The following is a 17439-nucleotide window of genomic DNA, read 5'->3' as shown; positions in this document are numbered from 1 at the left end:
GACCGGCGGGGGCGCCTTCTTCGAGGACGCCGGAAGGGCGACGAACAGGCCGAGGAGCAGGCTGGCGAGGAGCAGGGCGGCCCGGAAGGCCATCTCGGCGAACCTACGAAAGGGGCTTCGTTCGCGTCAAGCCACTCGCGTTGCCGATGACCGGACCTGCCTCCGCTCCGCCGCGCAGCTCGCGGATCCACACCCGAACCGCCTCGGCGATGATGACGAGGACCATGGCCATGAAGAGACCGGTGACGAAGGCGTCGACGCGGAGGTTCCAGACCTGCGTCTCGACCTGTCGCACCTTGTCGGCGGCGACGGTGCCGGCGGCGAGGTCGCCCGCGAGCTTCGCGGCGCCGGCGAGGAAGCCGAGCTTCGGGTCGGGCGACCACACCTTCTGCACGCCCGCCGTCATCGTGACCGCGAGGAGCCACGCGAGCGGGACCAGCGTCGTCCACGCGTAGCGGGCGCGCCCGCCGCGGATGATGATCGTGGTCGCGACGACGAGCGCGATCGCCGCCAGGAGCTGATTCGCGATGCCGAAGAGCGGCCACAGGATGTTGATGCCGCCCAGCGGGTCGATGACGCCCTGGTAGAGGAAGTAGCCCCACGACGCGACCACGATCGTGCTCGAGAGGACGACGCTCGGATACCAGCTCGTCCGTCCGAGCGGCTCCCACAGGTGGCCCAGGAGGTCCTGCAGCATGAAGCGGCCGACGCGCGTCCCGGCGTCGAGGGTCGTCAGGATGAAGAGCGCTTCGAACATGATCGCGAAGTGGTACCAGAGCGCGAGCGCCGAGCCGCCGAGCACGTTCGCGAAGATGTGCGCCATGCCGACCGCGAGCGACGGGGCGCCGCCGGTGCGCGCGAAGAGCGTCCGCTCGCCGATCGATTGCGCGAGCGACGCCATCTGGTCGGGGGTGACGGTGAATCCCCAGCCCGTGATCGTCGCCGCCGCGGCCGCGGGATCCGCGCCGACGACGCCGGCAGGGCTGTTGATCGCGAAGTAGACGCCAGGATCGAGCGCCGCCGCCGCGATCATCGCCATGATGGCGACGAACGACTCGAGGAGCATGCTGCCGTAGCCGATCATCGGCGCGTCGGTCTCTTCGGACAGGAGCTTCGGCGTCGTGCCCGACGAGATCAGCGAGTGGAACCCCGAGATGGCGCCGCACGCGATCGTGATGAAGCAGAACGGGAACACCTTGCCCGCGAAGATGGGCCCCGACCCGTCGACGAAGCGCGTGACGGCGGGGAGGTGCACGTCGGGCCGCATGACGACGATCCCGAGCGCGAGCAGCGCGATCGTGCCGAGCTTCACGAACGTCGAGAGGTAGTCGCGCGGAGCGAGCAGCAGCCAGACCGGCAGCACCGAGGCCGCGAAGCCGTAGAGGATGATCGACCACGCGAGCGCCGGCGAGGTGAGCGTGAAGGCGGGCGCGAGCGCCGGATGCTGGTCGACCCAGCGGCCGACCACGAGCGCGACCGCGAGCAGCACGAGCCCGATCGCGGTCGCACCGAGGACGTCGTGAGGGCGGACGACCTTCATGTACCACCCCATGAGCATCGCGATCGGGATCGTGAGGCCGACCGTCACCGTGCCCCAGGGGCTGTGGTTGAGCGCGTTCACCACCACGAGCGCCAGCACGGCGATCAGGATCACCATGATGAGGTACACGCCGACGAGGGTGACCATGCCGCCGAGCGGCCCGATCTCGTCCTTCGCCATCTGCCCGAGCGAGCGGCCGTCGCGCCGCAGGCTGCCGCACAGGATGCAGAAGTCCTGCACCGCGCCGCCGAGGACGACGCCGATCAGGATCCAGAGCGTGCCGGGCAGGTAGCCGAACTGGGCCGCGAGCGTGGGGCCGATCAGCGGTCCGGGTCCGGCGATCGCTGCGAAGTGGTGGCCGAAGACGATCCAGCGGTTGGTCGGGACGAAGTCGCGACCGTCGTTGATGCGGACCGCGGGCGTCTCGTGCCCGGCGTCGAGGGCGAAGACGCGCGCGGCGAGGAACGCGGAGTAGAACCGGTAGCCGATGACGTAGATGCTCGCCGCGGCGACGATGAACCAGACGGCGTTGACGCTCTCGCCGCGCACGAGCGCCAGCATGGCGAGCGCCGTGGCGCCGGTCGCGACGACGATCAGCCATCCGAGGGCGCGCAGCACCGTCAGATGTACCCGAACGACTTGAGACGCTTGATGACCTGGCGCTCTTCTTCCTCGGAGTACGACGGATCGTCGGCCGGTCGGAGGTACCCCAGGACCTCGAGCGTGCGCAGCGCGCGCAGGGCGGCGGCATCGAGCTCGGACTCGGGAAAGTCGATCTGCACCTCGGCGCGCTCGGGCGGCTCGTACGCCGAGCGGCCGACGCCGACGGGAACGTAGACCTCGATCATGCGCCCGAGCGCGGCGCGGATCTCGGCGCGCGCCGCCCGCGACGGGCTCGGCACGGCCGCGACCACGGTGACGCCGTGCCGCACGAGCAGGCTCGCCGCGAAGGCCGCGCGACGATCCATGTCGGGACCCGCCAACGCCTGGATGCCGGGCGTTCGTGCGTCGAGCAGCTCGGTCGTCACGTGCCGCCGCGCGAGGCGGTCGACGATGGCTCGCGCGACGCCACCCACGATCCGCTCGTCCGGGCCGGTGACCCACACCACGACCCCCTCCGTCATCACGCCTCCTGGGCCGGTCCCGGATGCCGCCCGGGCCGGAAGATCACCTTCTTGTCCTTCACCACCAGCTCGTCGTTGAGGAAGAGCTGGACGGCCTTCGAGAGCACCTTGCCCTCGAGCGCCTGGCCGCGCCCCTTCACGTCCTCGAGCGGGTCCTCGCCGACGCGGATGTGGAACACGTCCTGGAGGATCACGGGGCCGGCGTCGAGCTGCTCGGTGACGAAGTGCGCCGTGCAGCCCGAGACCCGCACGCCCTCCTCCCACGCCTGGCGGTACGCGTTGGGTCCGGGATGGTAGGGGAGGAGCGAGGGATGGATGTTGATGATGCGGAACGGATAGCGCTCGATCACCTTCGCGGACAGCACCTGCATGTAGCGCGCGAGCACGACGAGGTCGGGCTTCGCGGTCGCGAGCTGCGAGAGGAGCCAGTCGAAGTGCTGCGCCTTGTCGGTCGACGCCGACCAGGCGAACGGGAGCCCCGCCGCCTTCGCGAGGTCGCCGAGCGTCGGGTGGTTCGAGAGTACGACGACGATGTCGCCGTTCAAACGCCCGGCGTCGCGATCGCGGATCAGCTCCTCCAGGCAGTGCGGCTCCTTGGTGACGAGGACGGCGACGCGCTTGCGTTCGGCCGGCCGCCCGGCGAGACGGACCTTCACCTCCATCGCGATGTCGCGGCCGATCTCCTGCAGACCCGTCACCAGCTCGTCGAGCGTGATCGAGAGGTCGGAGATGTCGACCAGCATGGTCATGATGAAGAGGCCCTCCATCACGCGCTGCTCGATGTCTTCGATGTTGACGTCGGCGGAGGCGAGGTAGGTGGAGATGCGCGCGACCACGCCCTTCTGGTCGCGGCCGACGACCGAAACGACCGCCCGGCTCCGCCCGTCCGCCATGCCGCGATGGTAGCCGCGCGCCGCCGCGGGTGGCAAGCTCGGGCTACTGCGCGGGTCGCGGCACGAAGCGCCCGTCGTGCAGCGCCGCCCCGTCGAGCGGCCCCTCGACCATGCCGAGCTCGCGCATCTGTGCGACGAGGGTCTGCCACCGCTCGGCGCGCATCGAGCCGACGCCGCCCTGGCGTGCGTCGTCGTCGAGGACGAGGGGCCGCAACGCCGCTGCGCCGCGATCGAGCGCGTCGCGCCCGATCTCGGGGTTGCGCGCCAGGATGTGGGCGTTGGTCGGGCCCGGGTCGTCGACGTAACGCGCCCAGCCGCGGGCCGACGCCTCGACGACGCCCCGCACGAGCTCGGGGTCGGCGCGCAGGAGGGCGTCGCTCGTCACGAGGACGCTCGCGTACGGATCGAAGCCGAGCTCGGTGATCGGCAGGCAGAGCGGATCGCCGCCCTCGGCCGCGGCCAGGATCGGCTCGCTGAAGACGTACGCCTGCTGCGCGTAGCGCGGGTTCACCAGGAACTCGGCGACGGTGCCGGAGTACGGAACGATGTGCACGCCCGAGAGCGGCGCGTGCCGCTGGAGCCAGGCGAGGTACGGGCTTCCCGCCTGCATCGCGAGCGTCAGGTCGTGCAGGTCGGCGAGCCGGTGGATGCCCGAGGCCTCGTGCACCATGACGCACCAGGGGCTGCGGTGGATCGGCGCCAGGAGCGCCACGACCGCCGCGCCGGCCGCGCCCGCCGCCACCACGTCGTCGGCGTTGACGACGCCGAGCTCGACCTCGCGGCTCGCGACGCGCGGGATGACGGCGACGCGCGGACCGCCCGGGTGGACGTCCATCGCGAGACCGGCCTCGCGGTAGAGGCCGTGCACGATCGCCGCGAAGTAGCCGCCGTGCTCGGACTCGGGGAACCAGTTGAGGGCGAGCCGCACGGTCCTGCCGGTGGGTGCCGACGCGCCGTCGCCGCACGCGACGGCGCAGGCGAGGACGAGCGCGACGAGCGGCTTCATTCGACCGCGCGCCAGCGGCGCGTGACGGCCGCGCGCGTCCAGCCGAGCCCGGCGAAGAACAGGAGCCCCAGGAGCGTGCACGCAGTGATGGCGGCGAAGAGGTAGGCCGTCTTCAACTGTCCTGCCGTCACCACCACGAGATAGCCGAGCCCGTACGCCTCGGCGCCATAGCCGGCGAACACCTCGCCGACGATCGCGCCGATGACGGCGAGCCCACCCGAGATCTGGGCGCCGGTCACGATGTCCGGCAGCGCGTGCGGCAGGCGCAGCTTCCAGAACGTCTGCCAGCGCGACGCGCGATAGATGCGGAAGAGGTCGTGCAGATCGCGATCGACCGACGTGAGCCCGGTCGTCCCGCTCGTGATGATGGGGAAGACCGCCACCAGGAACGCGATGACGACGACGCTGCGGAGCCCCGGCCCCGACCAGATGATGACGAGCGGCGCGATCGCGACGACCGGCACGGTCTGGAGGAAGATCGCATAGGGGTAGAGGCTCCGGGCGACGAGCGGCGATTGCGCGAAGACGAACGCCACCACGAGGCCGCCCGCGATGCTGGCGGCGAGGGCGATCGCGGCCGCCGCCCCCGTGCGCGCCGTGGCGGCGAGGAGATCGCCCGCATGCTCCCACGCCTCGTGCGCGACCGCCGAGGGCGGCGGCACGAGATAGGGCGCGATGCCCGTCGTGGCCACGAAGGCGTGCCACAGGAGAACGAAGAGCAGGGCGACGACGACGGGCAGCGCGACGTCGATCGCGCGCGTCATGCGGGCGCCCTCCGCAGGCGTGCCGCGATCTCGCCGACGATCTTCGCGAACTCCGGGCTCGTGCGCAGCGCGGCGTCGCGCGTGCGGCCGAACGGGACCGCGATCTCGCCGACGATGCGTCCCGGGCGCGCGCTCATGACGAGGACGCGATCGGCGAGGAAGACCGCTTCGGAGACGCTGTGGGTCACGAGGAGCGCCGCGAACTGCTGCGACGCGCGCAGCGCGACGACGTCCTCGCCCAGACGCTCGCGTGTGAGCTCGTCGACGCTCGCGAAGGGCTCGTCGAGGAGCAGGAGTCGCGGCTCGGTCACGAGCGCGCGGGCGAGCGCGGCCCGCATGCGCATGCCGCCGGACAGCTCGATCGGAAAGACCCGTGCGACGTCGCCCAGCCCCACGCGTGCGAGGTGCGCGAGCGCGCGCGCCGTCGCCTCGCCGGGGCGGACGCCCGCCAGCTCGAGCGGCAGCGTCACGTTCGCCACCACCGTGCGCCACCCGAGCAGCGTCGGCTGCTGGAAGACGATCCCGACGCCGCCGCGTGCGGTGCGCACGCCGCCGCGTGTGGGCGCGAGGAGCCCTGCAAGGACCCGCAGCAGCGTCGACTTGCCGCAACCCGATGGACCGACGACGGCGACGAGCTCGCCCGAACCGAGACGCAGCGAGACGCCGTCCAGCGCGTCGGTACCGTTCGGAAAACGGACGCCGACGTCCGTCGCCTCGGCCAGGACGGCGTCCGGAGCCACTACGACGGCATCCGCCCCGTCTTCTTCCACCAGCGCACGCTGTGGCCGGGCGCGTGGAGGAAGATGCCGCCGTCGAGGTAGAGGACCTGGCCCTGCATCCAGTCGGCCTCGCGCGAGCAGAGCCAGGCGACGAGGTTCGCCACCTCGTCCGGCGTGCCGAGCGCGCGCAGGGGCGTCGAGCCCTCGATCTCGTCCAGGAACTCGCGCCGCCCCTGCTCGTCGCCGAGGTAGAGGGTCACCGAATCCGTCTCGACGTAGCCGGGGTTGACGGCGTTGACGGTGATGCCGCGCGGGCCGAGCTCGACGGCGAGATAGCGCGTGAGGGCCTCGAGCGCCGCCTTCGCCGAGGCGAGGATGCCGTGCCCCGCGACGTAGCGGTGCGTGTCCATGCCCGACATGGCGACGATGCGGCCGCCGGCGCCCATGCGCGGGGCCACGTGCTGCACGATCTGCAGGAACGAGGCGATCGTGATCGCGTACGTCTTCTCGACGTGGTGCGGCTTCATCTCGAGCAAGGGCTTGAACGCCGTCGCGGCCGCGTTCGCGACGAAGACGTCGACGCGCGCCGTCGCCGCGTCGAGGGCGCCCAGCATCGATTGCACCTGCGCCGCGTCGCCGAGGTCGGCGCGCAGGGTCACGGCGGTGCGGCCGAGCGCTCGCACCTCGCCGGCGATCGCGGCCGCGGCGTCCTCGTCGCGGCGATAGTTGATCCCGACGTCGAAGCCGTCGCGCGCGAGGCGTCGCACGATCGAGCGCCCGATGCCGCGCGAGCCGCCGGTGACGAGGGCGAAGGGCATGGGCGCTCTATAGCTCGCCCCGTCAGCGGCGGTCGAGGTCATCGATGGCCGCGACGAGGCGCGCCGGCGCGTCGCGCATGACCCAGTGTCCGACGCCGTCCAGGGGCAGGACCAGCGCGTCGTGGATCGCCGTCGCCCAGCGCCGAACGGCCGCGTGCGGTATGACGTCGTCGGCGGTCCCCGACACGATGAGGGTCGGGGCCACGATCTGGCGGTAGGCGGCGACGAGTCGTGGCGTGTCGCGGCCGTGGCGCAGGTAGGTGAGCAGCGCGCGCCGCGTGCCGTGGATGCGGAAGATCTCGTGGGCGCGAGCGTGGTACGGATCGTCGAAGCCGGGGAGCTGCGGCAGGTGGTCGGCCGTCCCCAGCATGAGCTCGCCTACGCCCGGCAGCTCCATCGCGTTGAAGAACCACGCCCGCTCGGACCACTCGAGCGGCACGAGCGGCGCCACCAGCACGAGCTTCTCGACGCGACCGCCGTGCTCGGCCGCAAAGATCGACGCGACGGCGCCGCCGAGCGAGTGCCCGACGACCGTCGCCATGACGATGCCGAGCGCGTCCATGACGTCGGCGAGCTGCTGGCTCCACAGAGCGTAGCCGTAGGCGAGGTCGCTCCCCCGCGCGCTGAAGCCCATGCCGAGGAGGTCGACCGCGATCGCGCGGTGCGAGCGCGCGAGAGGCTCCAACACCTGTGCCTCCCAATCGTAGGTGCTGCCCGCGAAGCCGTGCACGAGCAGCAGCGGGTCGCCCGCGCCGGCCTCGACGACGTGCACGGTATGCCCGCCGGCCGTGACGAGACGACCGGCGACACCGGCGGGAAGGGTCGCACCCGTTTCGGGCTCGGCGCGGTAGATGAGCGCGAGCCCGATCATCCAGCCGAGCGCGAGCATCGCGACCAGGCCGACCGCGATGCGGCCGAGCCACGGGAGCAGGGGGCGGAGGAGATGGCGCCAGATGGCCATCGCTCAGCCGACGACGCCGTCCTTGCGGAGCGCAGCGATGCCGGCGTCGTCGTACGAGAGGACCTCGCGCAGGATCTCGTCGCTGTGCTCGCCCAGCAGAGGGCCGGCTCCGCGCACGAACGCCGGCGTGTCGGAGAGGAGGAACGGCGGGCCGTCCATCCGCACGGTGCGGCCCTCGGGCGTCGCGACGTCGACGAAGTGTCCTCGCGCCGCGAGCGCGGGATCGCGCGTGCACACGTCGGCCGCGTCGGCGACGATCCCGGCCGCGATCGCGTTCTCCTGCAGGAGCGTCATGGCTGCGCGCGCGTTCATGGTCCGCGTCCAGGTCGTGACCCGCTCGTCGAGCTCCGTGGCATGCGCGAGACGTCCCGCCAGGGACGCAAAGCGCGCGTCGGCGGTCCAGGGCGGGTCGCCGATGGCGCGCGCGAAGCGCCGCCACTCCTCGTCCGTGAAGACGGTGATCGCGATCCAGGGCTCGCGATGGTCGCCGTCTGCCGCGCAGGGATAGATGCCGTGCGGCGCGGCCGGCGCTTCCTGCGACGCGTTGGCGGTCGCGCGGCTCTCACCGCCGTGGGCGGCGCGATCGAGGAGCAGCGGACCCACGAGGCTCGCGACGCTCTCCTGCTGCGCCAGGTCGACGAGCTGGCCGCGCCCGGTGCGGCGACGATGGAAGACCGCCGCCAGCACGGCGAGCGCCCCGAGGTGCCCGCTCGCGAGATCGGAGTACGAGTACCCGAAGCCGGCGGGCGGCCTTCCCGGCTCGCCCATGAGCAGCGTGTAGCCGGTGAGCGCCTGGAGCGTCGGGCCGTAGCTCACGTGGTCGCGATCGGGCCCGCTGAGCCCGTAGCCCGTCATGCGCACGCAGATGATGCCTGGCTTCTCGGCCGAGAGCGTCTGGTGGTCGAGGCCGAGGTTCGTCATGACGCGGGCGCTGAAGTTGTCGATGACGACGTCGGCCTGGAGCGCGAGGGCGCGCGCGATCGCGATGCCGCGCGGGTCGGCGAGATTCAGGACGACGCTCCGCTTGCCGCGCATGAGCGCGCCCGAGAGGCCGCCGCGGCGGTCGCCGAAGTCGAGCGCGTCGCGCCGCTCGATCTTGACGACGTCGGCGCCGAGGTCGGCGAGGATGCGGGTCGTGACGGGGCCGGCGACGACCCACGTGAAGTCGAGGACGCGCAGGCCGTCGAGCGGAGAGGCCACGCGTGCGCTCAGCCGGGGTGCTCGTCCGCGAGCGCCGTGATGGCGGCGACGATCTGCGGCCACACCGCGCGCGGCAGGTCGTGGCCCATCCCTTCGATGAACAGGCGCATCGCCCCCGGGATGGCGTCGGCGGTGTCGACGCCGCCGGCGAGTGGAACCAGGGGATCGTTCGTGCCGTGGATCACGAGCGCCGGCGCGCGGAGCGCGCGCAGGCGCTCGCGCCGGCTCCCCGAGGCGACGATCGCGACGAGTTGCCGCGCGACGCCCTGCGGATGGAAGCCGCGATCGTAGGCGCGCCCCGCCCGATCGCGGACGCGTGCCTCGTCGAACGGGAAGCCGGGGCTGCCGATCGTCCGGAAGACCTCGACGGCACGCGCGACGGCGCTCTCGCGATCGTGCCCCGGCGGCGTGAGCATGACCGCCATCGCCTTCGCCTCGGCGGGTGGAAGATCGCGCGCGCCGGTCGTCGACATGATCGAGGTGAGCGTGAGCACGCGGGTCGGGTGCTCGATCGCGAGCGTCTGCGCGATCATGCCGCCCATCGACGCGCCGACGACGTGCGCGGCGCGGACGTCGAGCACGTCGAGCAGCCCCGCCGCGTCGGCGGCCATGTCCGAGAGCGTATAGGGCGCGTCGACCGGTTGGCCCTGCACCGCGGCGGCCATCGCGCCGAGCACGTTCGGCCTGCCGCGATCGTCGAAGATGGTCGAGCGTCCCACGTCGCGGTTGTCGAAACGGATCACGCGGAAGCCGCGCGCGACGAACAGGCCGCACAGCTCGTCGTCCCAATGGATCAACTGGGTGCCGAGCCCCATGATGAGGAGGAGGGGCCGCCCCGCGGGCGGCCCGAGCACCTCGTACTCGACGTCGATCCCGTTGGCTCGCGCCCGCATGGCCGGGAAGCTGCACGAATCCGGGCCCCGGGTCGAGGGGTCGACCGGCCCGGACGAGTGCCAGATTGCCCGCCGCGGCGTGCGAGCTATGCTCGCGGCCCGGCAATGTCGCTGCGTAGCCTCGTGGGGTGGATCTGCGCGCTCCTCCTGCTCGTCTGGCGCAGGACGTGCCGCTACGGCGTCGAGAACGATCCCCGTCCCGCCCTGCGTCGTGCCGGCAAGCCGTATGCCTACGCGCTGCTGCACGCCCATCAGATCTCGGCCCTGTTCGTGAACGACGAGGAGCGGATGGCGGCCATGGTGTCGCGCTCGGGCGACGGCGACGCGCTCGTCCCGCTGCTCACGGTGCGACGCGTGATCGCGGTGCGCGGCTCGAGCCGTTCCCGATCGGGGAAGGACAAGGGCGGGCGCGTCGCGCTCGAGGAGCTGTCCGACCTGGCGCGGCAGTGCGTGCCGGTGCTGATCGCCGTCGACGGCCCGCAGGGACCGCGTGGCCGCGTCCACCGTGGCGTGGTCGAGCTCGCGCGGCAGACGGGCGCCATGATCCTGCCGACGATGGTGCTGGCCTCGCGGCACTGGACCCTCACCCGCGCGTGGGATCGCTTCCAGATTCCGAAGCCGTTCTGCCGCATGCGACTCATCTTCGGGGAGCCGATCGACCCCGCGGACCACGAGGACGACGACCTGCGGGCGTACGTCGAAGCCCGCCTGGCGGAGCTCGAGGCCGCAACCGATCCCGAGGAGGCCCGCCTCTGCGCACTCGCCGCCACCCGGATTCAGTCGAGGAGACGCAGCCCGCGATCCGAGGTGACGCCGCCGTCGACGACGTAGGCCGAGCCGGTGACGAACGACGCCTCGTCCGAGGCGAGGAAGGCGACGAGGCTCGCGACCTCCTCCGGTGTCCCGAGACGGCCCTGCGGCTGCGCGCGCTCGAGCATGGCGAGGCGGGCGGCCGGCATGCGCGACATGCCCTTGGTCAGGATCGGACCCGGGCACACGCACACCGCCCGGATGCCGTCGCGACCGTGCTCGATCGCGATCGAGCGCGTGAGCGAGATGAGGCCCGCCTTGGCGGCGCAATAGGCGGCGAGCGCGTACTCGCCGACCATGCCCGCGATCGACGCCGTGTTGACGACGACGCCGGCGCGCTGCGCGATCATGATCGGGAGCGCCGCCTTCGCCGCGAGGAACGGCGCGGTGAGGTCGAGCGCCAGCGTCGCGTTCCATTGCTCGACCGGCAGATCGACGATCCTGCCCCACGTGCCGTGGCCGGCGTTGTTGTGCAGGACGTCGAGGCGACCGAAGCGCTCCACGGCGCTCGCAACCATGGCTCGCGGCACCAACGGATCGGCGACGTCGGCCGCCATGGCCTCCGCTACGCCACCGCCGCCGCGGATTTCGCCCGCGACGCGCTCGGCTTCGGCGCCGTCGACGTCGACGACGAGGACGCGCGCGCCCTCGGACGCGAGGCGCCGGGCCGTGGATTCGCCGATCCCGGCGCCGCCGCCGGTCACGAGCGCGACCTTGCCGTCGAAACGACGCATGGACCGGCAGCTACCGCGACTGCTGCGCGATTTCCAGGCCCGGGTGTCGGAAGGCACCTGGCGAGGTTGACTCGAACGAGATGCATGAGGCAGCTACGACCATGCGTCTTGCGCTCGTTGCGGTGAGCCTGGTGGCAGCCATCACCGCGCCGAGTGCTCGGGGAGAGCTGCGTATCGTGGCGCAATCCGGCACGTCGCCGGCGGGGTTTGCGACGGCCGAGTTCGTCGACCCGGTTGCCGTCTCGAAGCAGCGCACCGTGTTTCGGGCCGTGCGGTATGCGCTCACACGTGAGGTGGACGGCACCACACGCAAGGTTCTCGCGACGGGGGATGCGCTCGCACCGCCGCTCGACGGCTCGCTCAACGCGATCGGGGAGGCAGTGCTCGGTACCCTCGGCGTGCTCGCCGTCTCCACCAACGTCAACAGCGTCGACGGGGCCGACGTCGTCTTCCTGGTCGAGGGCGACGTCGTGACCCCGGCGGTCGTGTCGCCGGCGACGAGCGGGTTGGGACTCGTCTCGCTCGGCATCAACGGACGTGCGGACCTGGTGTACTGGAATGCGCACGGTATCTTCAGCTGGCTGCGTGCGACCGGCGCGTCGACACAAATCGGCACGTTCCCACGCCGGGGGCGCATCCGGCGTGTGCGACCGACCATCCTCGACGACGGCGAGATTGCGTGGCTGCTCGAAGGCAGAGAAGGCGGGATCTTCTACTGGTCGCCCGAGCGCGGTTCGGTGACGGTATTCAGCGACGATCTACGACGGTCGTCCAGGCTTCGCCGACTCGGCCTCGCCTTGGACGCGAGCTTCGGCGTCGGCTTTCTGGCCGGGCGCACCTCGGCATATGCCGGCGTGTGGTCTCCGGTCACCGGGATGATCTCGACCGCCGCCAGCATCGGCGCGGCGGTCGGCGAGCGGCAAATCTACAGGTTCCTCGAGTTGAAAGGCTTCGCGCCGGATGGATCGCTCGATCTCTTCGTCGAGCTCCGCGGCCACCGTCCTCTTCGGACCCGAGCCGAAGTTTGGGCCAAGGACGGCGTGATCGTGACGGCACCAGCCCCCCCGACAGCGCCCGCCCCCGCGAGCACGGCGCCGTACGTGGTCACGGCGACGCAGGCGCTGCTCGCGCGCACGGGCGAAGAGACGACGTCCCTCCTCGCGCCGGGCGATGTACTCGGGAGCGCAGGACGGGTCGTGACCGTGGAGCGGCACGCTGCCGGCGACGGCGTCGTCGCCTTCGTCGCGCTCACCGACTCCGATGCGCGCGTCATCGGACAGTGGCGCAACGGGAAGATCAAGGTCCTCGAGACGGCCGAGGCCGACGGCGAGACGGCATTGGCGCCCTTCGACGGACAACTGGCGGCGGGACGGGCCGGGGTCGCGTACGTCCGAGGCCAAGACGTTGCGCTGCGCCGAGGGGGCCTACAGCTGTTGAAGCTGCCGGCGCGAAAGCGGTTTGCAGATCCCGGCCTGGTCCGTCTCGATATCGCGGGTCACCGCGTAGTCGTCCGCGCAACATATCAGTCGGCGGACTGCGACGGGATCTTCGTCTCTCGTGGCAGGGCATTGTTGCCGATCGCCACGGCCGGAACCGAGACGTGCGGCCGACGCGGAAAGTTCGAGGAACTCGGCGACGTCGCGGCAGACGGCGCGGCGATCCTCTACGCCGCGCTAGCGGCGAATAGACCAACGTCGGACCTCGTCGTGAGACGGCGCGCCCAGAGCACGCTCTTGTCGACGACGGTTGTCGGTCCGGACGGACGCCTGGTTCCCGTCGAGCCGTCTTCGGTCGAACTCACCGATGGCCGGGCGCTCTTTCTCGCCGAAGACCCCGCCACCCGCATGATGGCGCTCTTCGAGGCGCATCCCGACTCGGCGGTGCCGCTCCTGCAGGAGGGTGATGCCACATCCCTCGGGACGGTCCGCTTCGATACGCGCAACGTCGAGACCGATCCGCGAGTCTCTGCGGCAGGCGGCGCCGTGGTCTTCTCGGCCGCGCTCATGGGCGGGCCCGTACGGAACGCGATCGTCGCAGCAGATCTTCCAGAATAGGGCGGGCGCGAAGGTGCCGCCGCACCGGCAACCGCCGGCTCCGCTACACGACGATCTCGTCGACGTAGCACCAGCGCCAATCCTCGCCGGGCTCCAGCGACCGGACGATCGGGTGCCTGGTGGCCCAGAAGTGCGCCGACGCGTGACGGTTCTTCGACGAGTCGCAGCACCCGACGTGCCCGCAGGTGAGGCAGAGCCGGAGGTGGACCCACGCGTCTCCACGGGCCAGGCACTCCGGGCAGCTCAGCTCACCGACCGGCAGCTCGCGGATCTGATCCAGGTGGCCACACGCCGCCGTCGCGTCGTCCGCGCCGGCGGGTGCGACGACCTGGATCAACGCAGCGGCGCCGATCGCACCTGCGAGCGCGCAGCACGCGCTGATGATGGCGACCCACTGGAAGCTCTCGACGAACGCGTCGCCGACGAGGCGCTGGAGCACCGGCCGCTCGCTGCCGGCGATCGACGCGGGGATCGCGATGTCGGCCAGGCTGCGACGCTCGGCGAGGAGCAATTGGCGGACCGCCGGTGTCACGGCGACCGGCTCGAGCCGGCGGGTGAGGGCCCGGGAGAACAGCGGCAGGGTGAGCGTGCCGACGATCGCGACGGCGAGCAGCGCCGCCACACGCGCGACCGTGTTGTTGACGCCGGAGGCGACGCCGGCCTCGCTCGGGGTGACCGTTCCCATGACCGTCGAGGTCAGCGGTGCGACGGTGAGCGCCATCCCGATGCCCGTCAGCAGCATGGGCGGGAAGAAGGTCGTCCAATACGACCCGCCGATGCGCGGCAACGCGAACAGGGCGAGGCCGGCGGCGGCGACGAGGGGCCCCACGACGAGGAGCGGCTTCACGCCGAGTCGATCGCCGAGCGTGCCGACCGAGCGCGACAGCCCGCCGACGAGGAGGGCGAACGGGAGATAGGCCGCGCCCGTCAGCGTCGCGGAGTAGCCCTGGACCTGGATCAGGTTGAAGGGGAGCACGAAGAAGGCCGCGCTCACCCCGAAGTACAGCAGCAAGGTGAGCAGGTTCACGCCGCGAAACGTCCCCGAACGAAACAACGCCGGCGGGACCATGGGCGCTTGCGACCGCGATTCGAGGACCGCGAAGCCGGCGACACCGGCGATCCCGACGACGAGGGCGGCGATCGGCAGCCCCGGCGGCGTCCCGCTCGACCCGGACGCGATGATCGCGAAGACGAAGCCCGTGAGCCCCGCCGTCGCGAGCGCGGCTCCCCACCAGTCGACCGCGCGCACGACCCGTCGCCGCGGCGGGTCCGGCACGCGCAGGTGTGTCACCACCAGGGTCGCGATCGCGAGCGGCACGATCGACAGGAATCCGGCCCGCCACGACACCAGGTCGACGAGCCACCCTCCGAGAATCGGGCCCACGGCGCCCGTGAGGGCGGTGAAGGCGGACCAGGTGCCGATCACGCGGCCGCGCTCGGCAGTCGGAAACGATGCGCTGAGAAGCGCGAGGCTGTTCGGCACGAGCAGCGCGGCGCCGCAGCCCTGGATCGCACGGCCCGCAATCAGTTGCGACGACGTCGTCGCTAGCCCGCACCCGACGGAGGCGAGGCCGAGGATGGCCGTCCCCGCCGCGAACAGGCGTCGCGTGCCGAAGCGGTCACCCGCCGCGCCGCCGGCCAGGGTCAGCGCGGCGAGCAGGAGCGTGTACGCGCTGGCGACCCACTGCATCCCCGCCATCGAGGCGCCGAGCGCCGTCTGGATGGCGGGCAGGGCGACGTTGATCACCGACGCCTCGAGGAACGCGACGCTCGAGCCCAGTATGGTCGCCAGCAGGACCCAGCGTTTGGCGTGCGAGGCACATCCGGGCGTCTCGGGTGCGCCGCGGACGACGCCCTCGTCGCACGGTGGTCGAACCAGGCTGATCATGCGATCCCACGCTCCATCGAAGCGTTCGGCACCATCCCGTGGCTCGGGAGGCGTTACAAGCCGTGCATCCCTTTTTGCCCTGGGCCTGTGCCGATCGTGACACGTCGAGCAGAAAAGCGTTGACACCTCGGCGGGAGCCGTGAGTAGGGAGGAGCGTGCGCTCGATCGTCGCCCTCATCGCCGTGATCGTCTCGCGCGCCGCCGTAGCTGCGGTCGTCGACGTTCCGGCGGGCGACGTCCCGGCGCTGGTCGCCGCCATCGCTGCGGCCAACGCGAGCGCGGAGGACGACACGATCAACCTCGCACCCGGAGAGGTCTACTCGCTTCCCGCAGCGGACAACGGGGTAAATGGGCTGCCGGTCGTCACCAGCAAGATCACGATCGTCGGATCGGCATCGGTGAGCGGCGGGCCGGATTCCAGCATCGCGCGGGCGCCGGGCGCAGTGGCTTCGTTTCGCATCGTCGAGGTCGCACCGTCGGGCGATCTGACGTTCGAGCACGTCGTGCTGATGGGCGGTCGCCTGACGGAGCCTGGCGATCATGGCGGCGGCATCCGGGTCGATGGCGGAAAGCTCGCGCTCGTGAGCAGCCAGGTCAACGCCAACCGCTGCGGCGACGGGTGTCTCGGCGGCGGACTCTTCGTAGCGGGAGCGAGCCCGAGCGTAGCGATCACGGACTCCAGCTTCAGCAACAACCAAGCGGCCGAGGGTGGCGCGATCCAGCTGTCCGCCGCCGCGACGGTCACGATCACGCGCAGTCGGCTCGTGGTCAACTCCGTGACGGTGTCGACGGGGTCGGTCTATGGAGGGGGCATTTCGGCGAGCGCTCCCGCGAACGTCACCATCGTCGAGTCGACGATCGGTGGGAACACAGCCGGTTCGATCGACGCAAACGCCGAGGGTGCCGGCATCTCGGATCGGGGAATGGCCACCTGGACGATCGAGCGTTCGACCATCGTCGGCAACACGATCTCCGTCCCGAACGGCGACGGCCTCGGAGGCGGCATTGGCGAGGCGGGCGGCGCCACCTTCACGATCGTCAACAGCACGATCAGCTCGAACGCCGTATTCGTCGACTGGTTGGGACGCGCCGAGGGCGGCGGGATCTCGGCGCAGGGCGGAGGGTCGTGGAGCCTCAGCAACGTCACCATCGCACGCAATGCCGTCGACAGATCGCCGCCGCTGCCGCTCGTCGGGACCGTACCCGCAGCACGTGGCGGAGGAGTCGCCCTCGATTCAGGGACCTTCCACGTTCGGAACACGATCATTGCGGACAACACCACGACCGCAGACCCGCCGCTCCCCACCGCCGGACCCGACTGCTTCACGGAATCGGTCGGGAACCCGCAGACGCTGGTATCGGACGGCTACTCGCTCATCGAGAACTCGGCCGACTGCAGTCGGCTCGCAGGCCCGGGCGACGTCACGGGTGTCGATCCGATGCTCGACGAGCTCGCCGTCGTGGAAGGAGGTCCGACGGCGCTGCACGTCCTTCTGTCGTGCAGCCCGGCGATCGAAGCGGGAAGCCCCGGACCGGTCGGCAGCGGTGGCGACGCGTGCGAGATCGTCGACCAGCGTGGAGTCACGCGACCCGTGGGGAAGCGGTGCGACATCGGATCCTACGAGCGGGCCCCCGATCCACTGGAGACCTGCGAGACGTCGACGTCGACCACGACGAGCACCACGACGCTCCCGGGCTGCCGAGCCGTTGCGACCTTCGAGTCGATCGAATGCCGGCTCGACGCCCTCGTGACGCGGCTGCAGGCCGCGAGCGACCTGGGGCGACTGCAGAACGGTCTCGTCATGATCGCGGCGAAGGTGCGCGAGAAGCTGCAGGCAGCCGAAGGCCTCGGTGGGGCGAAGAAGCAGAAAAACGTCGTGAAGAAGGCGGTCAGGCGCCTGAGCACCCTCCAGCACCGCTTGAAATCGCGATCCGCCCGGAAGATCATTCCCGACGCAACGCGGATGCCGCTGCTGGGCGAAACACGATCCATCTACGACGATCTGAAGCAGTTGCTCGCCGCCCTCGGCTGACG

At 71.3% G+C, this 17439-nt stretch carries 15 protein-coding genes; 3 read left to right on the top strand and 12 right to left on the bottom strand.

Going from position 1 to position 17439, the window contains the following annotated elements:
* Positions 1-103: 103 nt before the first annotated feature.
* Genes VMS22_03895 through VMS22_03850 form a run of 10 tightly spaced genes read right to left on the bottom strand, consistent with a single transcriptional unit; the run spans position 104 to position 9918 of the window.
* A complete protein-coding gene (locus VMS22_03895; GenBank protein ID HXJ33159.1) occupies positions 104-2101 on the bottom strand; it encodes a carbon starvation CstA family protein in 1998 nt (665 codons plus the stop codon).
* A gap of 59 nt (positions 2102-2160) precedes the next feature.
* The gene (locus tag VMS22_03890) at positions 2161-2664 is read right to left on the bottom strand and encodes an adenylyl-sulfate kinase (GenBank protein ID HXJ33158.1); all 504 of its coding nucleotides are present in this window, start codon (positions 2662-2664) and stop codon (positions 2161-2163) included.
* On the bottom strand, positions 2664-3557 hold the full coding sequence (locus VMS22_03885) for an ACT domain-containing protein (protein ID HXJ33157.1): 894 nt from the start codon (positions 3555-3557) through the stop codon (positions 2664-2666). The genes VMS22_03890 and VMS22_03885 overlap by 1 nt, the downstream gene beginning before the upstream one ends.
* A 43-nt stretch (positions 3558-3600) precedes the next feature.
* Entirely contained in the window at positions 3601-4563 is a 963-nt protein-coding gene (locus tag VMS22_03880; protein HXJ33156.1) for an ABC transporter substrate-binding protein, read from the bottom strand.
* Positions 4560-5327, bottom strand: a complete 768-nt coding sequence (locus VMS22_03875) for an ABC transporter permease subunit (GenBank protein HXJ33155.1) — start codon at positions 5325-5327, stop codon at positions 4560-4562. The genes VMS22_03880 and VMS22_03875 overlap by 4 nt, the downstream gene beginning before the upstream one ends.
* Positions 5324-6067, bottom strand: coding sequence for an ABC transporter ATP-binding protein (locus tag VMS22_03870; GenBank protein HXJ33154.1), 744 nt, complete (start codon positions 6065-6067; stop codon positions 5324-5326). The genes VMS22_03875 and VMS22_03870 overlap by 4 nt, the downstream gene beginning before the upstream one ends.
* Positions 6067-6864 carry an SDR family oxidoreductase gene (locus VMS22_03865; GenBank protein HXJ33153.1) on the bottom strand — a complete coding sequence of 266 codons (798 nt, stop codon included), beginning with the start codon at positions 6862-6864 and terminating at the stop codon, positions 6067-6069. Before VMS22_03865 ends, VMS22_03870 begins: the two co-directional genes overlap by 1 nt.
* Positions 6865-6886: 22 nt before the next feature.
* Entirely contained in the window at positions 6887-7825 is a 939-nt protein-coding gene (locus tag VMS22_03860) for an alpha/beta hydrolase (protein HXJ33152.1), read from the bottom strand.
* Between the two features lie 3 nt (positions 7826-7828).
* On the bottom strand, positions 7829-9025 hold the full coding sequence (locus VMS22_03855; protein HXJ33151.1) for a CoA transferase: 1197 nt from the start codon (positions 9023-9025) through the stop codon (positions 7829-7831).
* An 8-nt stretch (positions 9026-9033) separates the two neighbouring features.
* Positions 9034-9918 (bottom strand): alpha/beta hydrolase, encoded by an 885-nt coding sequence (locus VMS22_03850; protein ID HXJ33150.1) that lies wholly within the window; start codon positions 9916-9918, stop codon positions 9034-9036.
* Positions 9919-10023: 105 nt separating this feature from the next.
* Here VMS22_03850 and VMS22_03845 point away from each other — a divergent pair, with 105 nt between their 5' ends.
* Complete coding sequence (locus tag VMS22_03845) at positions 10024-10749, top strand: DUF374 domain-containing protein (GenBank protein ID HXJ33149.1); 726 nt, start codon at positions 10024-10026, stop codon at positions 10747-10749.
* On the opposite strand, the gene VMS22_03840 is transcribed toward VMS22_03845, so the two are convergent.
* Complete coding sequence (locus VMS22_03840; protein ID HXJ33148.1) at positions 10695-11462, bottom strand: glucose 1-dehydrogenase; 768 nt, start codon at positions 11460-11462, stop codon at positions 10695-10697. The two genes, VMS22_03845 and VMS22_03840, sit on opposite strands and share 55 nt — an antisense overlap.
* A gap of 101 nt (positions 11463-11563) precedes the next feature.
* Here VMS22_03840 and VMS22_03835 point away from each other — a divergent pair, with 101 nt between their 5' ends.
* Positions 11564-13516 carry a hypothetical protein gene (locus VMS22_03835; protein ID HXJ33147.1) on the top strand — a complete coding sequence of 651 codons (1953 nt, stop codon included), beginning with the start codon at positions 11564-11566 and terminating at the stop codon, positions 13514-13516.
* Between the two features lie 43 nt (positions 13517-13559).
* Here VMS22_03835 and VMS22_03830 read toward each other — a convergent pair whose 3' ends face one another.
* On the bottom strand, positions 13560-15404 hold the full coding sequence (locus VMS22_03830) for an MFS transporter (GenBank protein ID HXJ33146.1): 1845 nt from the start codon (positions 15402-15404) through the stop codon (positions 13560-13562).
* Positions 15405-15559: 155 nt separating this feature from the next.
* On the opposite strand from VMS22_03830, the gene VMS22_03825 reads away from it, so the two are divergent.
* Positions 15560-17437, top strand: a complete 1878-nt coding sequence (locus VMS22_03825; GenBank protein ID HXJ33145.1) for a right-handed parallel beta-helix repeat-containing protein — start codon at positions 15560-15562, stop codon at positions 17435-17437.
* Positions 17438-17439: the final 2 nt, after the last annotated feature.

The organism is Candidatus Eisenbacteria bacterium (assembly GCA_035577985.1).
In the GTDB taxonomy this organism is placed as follows: domain Bacteria; phylum Desulfobacterota; class Binatia; order DP-6; family DP-6; genus DATJZY01.
This window is presented reverse-complemented; position numbering and strand designations above follow the sequence as displayed.

Coding starts and splice junctions, on each gene's coding strand:
- VMS22_03850 (HXJ33150.1), bottom strand. CDS start 9,918: ATGCGGGCGCGAGCCAACGGGATCGACGTCGAGTACGAGGTGCTCGGG.
- VMS22_03845 (HXJ33149.1), top strand. CDS start 10,024: ATGTCGCTGCGTAGCCTCGTGGGGTGGATCTGCGCGCTCCTCCTGCTC.
- VMS22_03885 (HXJ33157.1), bottom strand. CDS start 3,557: ATGGCGGACGGGCGGAGCCGGGCGGTCGTTTCGGTCGTCGGCCGCGAC.
- VMS22_03895 (HXJ33159.1), bottom strand. CDS start 2,101: ATGCTGGCGCTCGTGCGCGGCGAGAGCGTCAACGCCGTCTGGTTCATC.
- VMS22_03890 (HXJ33158.1), bottom strand. CDS start 2,664: ATGACGGAGGGGGTCGTGGTGTGGGTCACCGGCCCGGACGAGCGGATC.
- VMS22_03830 (HXJ33146.1), bottom strand. CDS start 15,404: ATGATCAGCCTGGTTCGACCACCGTGCGACGAGGGCGTCGTCCGCGGC.
- VMS22_03860 (HXJ33152.1), bottom strand. CDS start 7,825: ATGGCCATCTGGCGCCATCTCCTCCGCCCCCTGCTCCCGTGGCTCGGC.
- VMS22_03875 (HXJ33155.1), bottom strand. CDS start 5,327: ATGACGCGCGCGATCGACGTCGCGCTGCCCGTCGTCGTCGCCCTGCTC.
- VMS22_03835 (HXJ33147.1), top strand. CDS start 11,564: ATGCGTCTTGCGCTCGTTGCGGTGAGCCTGGTGGCAGCCATCACCGCG.
- VMS22_03840 (HXJ33148.1), bottom strand. CDS start 11,462: ATGCGTCGTTTCGACGGCAAGGTCGCGCTCGTGACCGGCGGCGGCGCC.
- VMS22_03865 (HXJ33153.1), bottom strand. CDS start 6,864: ATGCCCTTCGCCCTCGTCACCGGCGGCTCGCGCGGCATCGGGCGCTCG.
- VMS22_03880 (HXJ33156.1), bottom strand. CDS start 4,563: ATGAAGCCGCTCGTCGCGCTCGTCCTCGCCTGCGCCGTCGCGTGCGGC.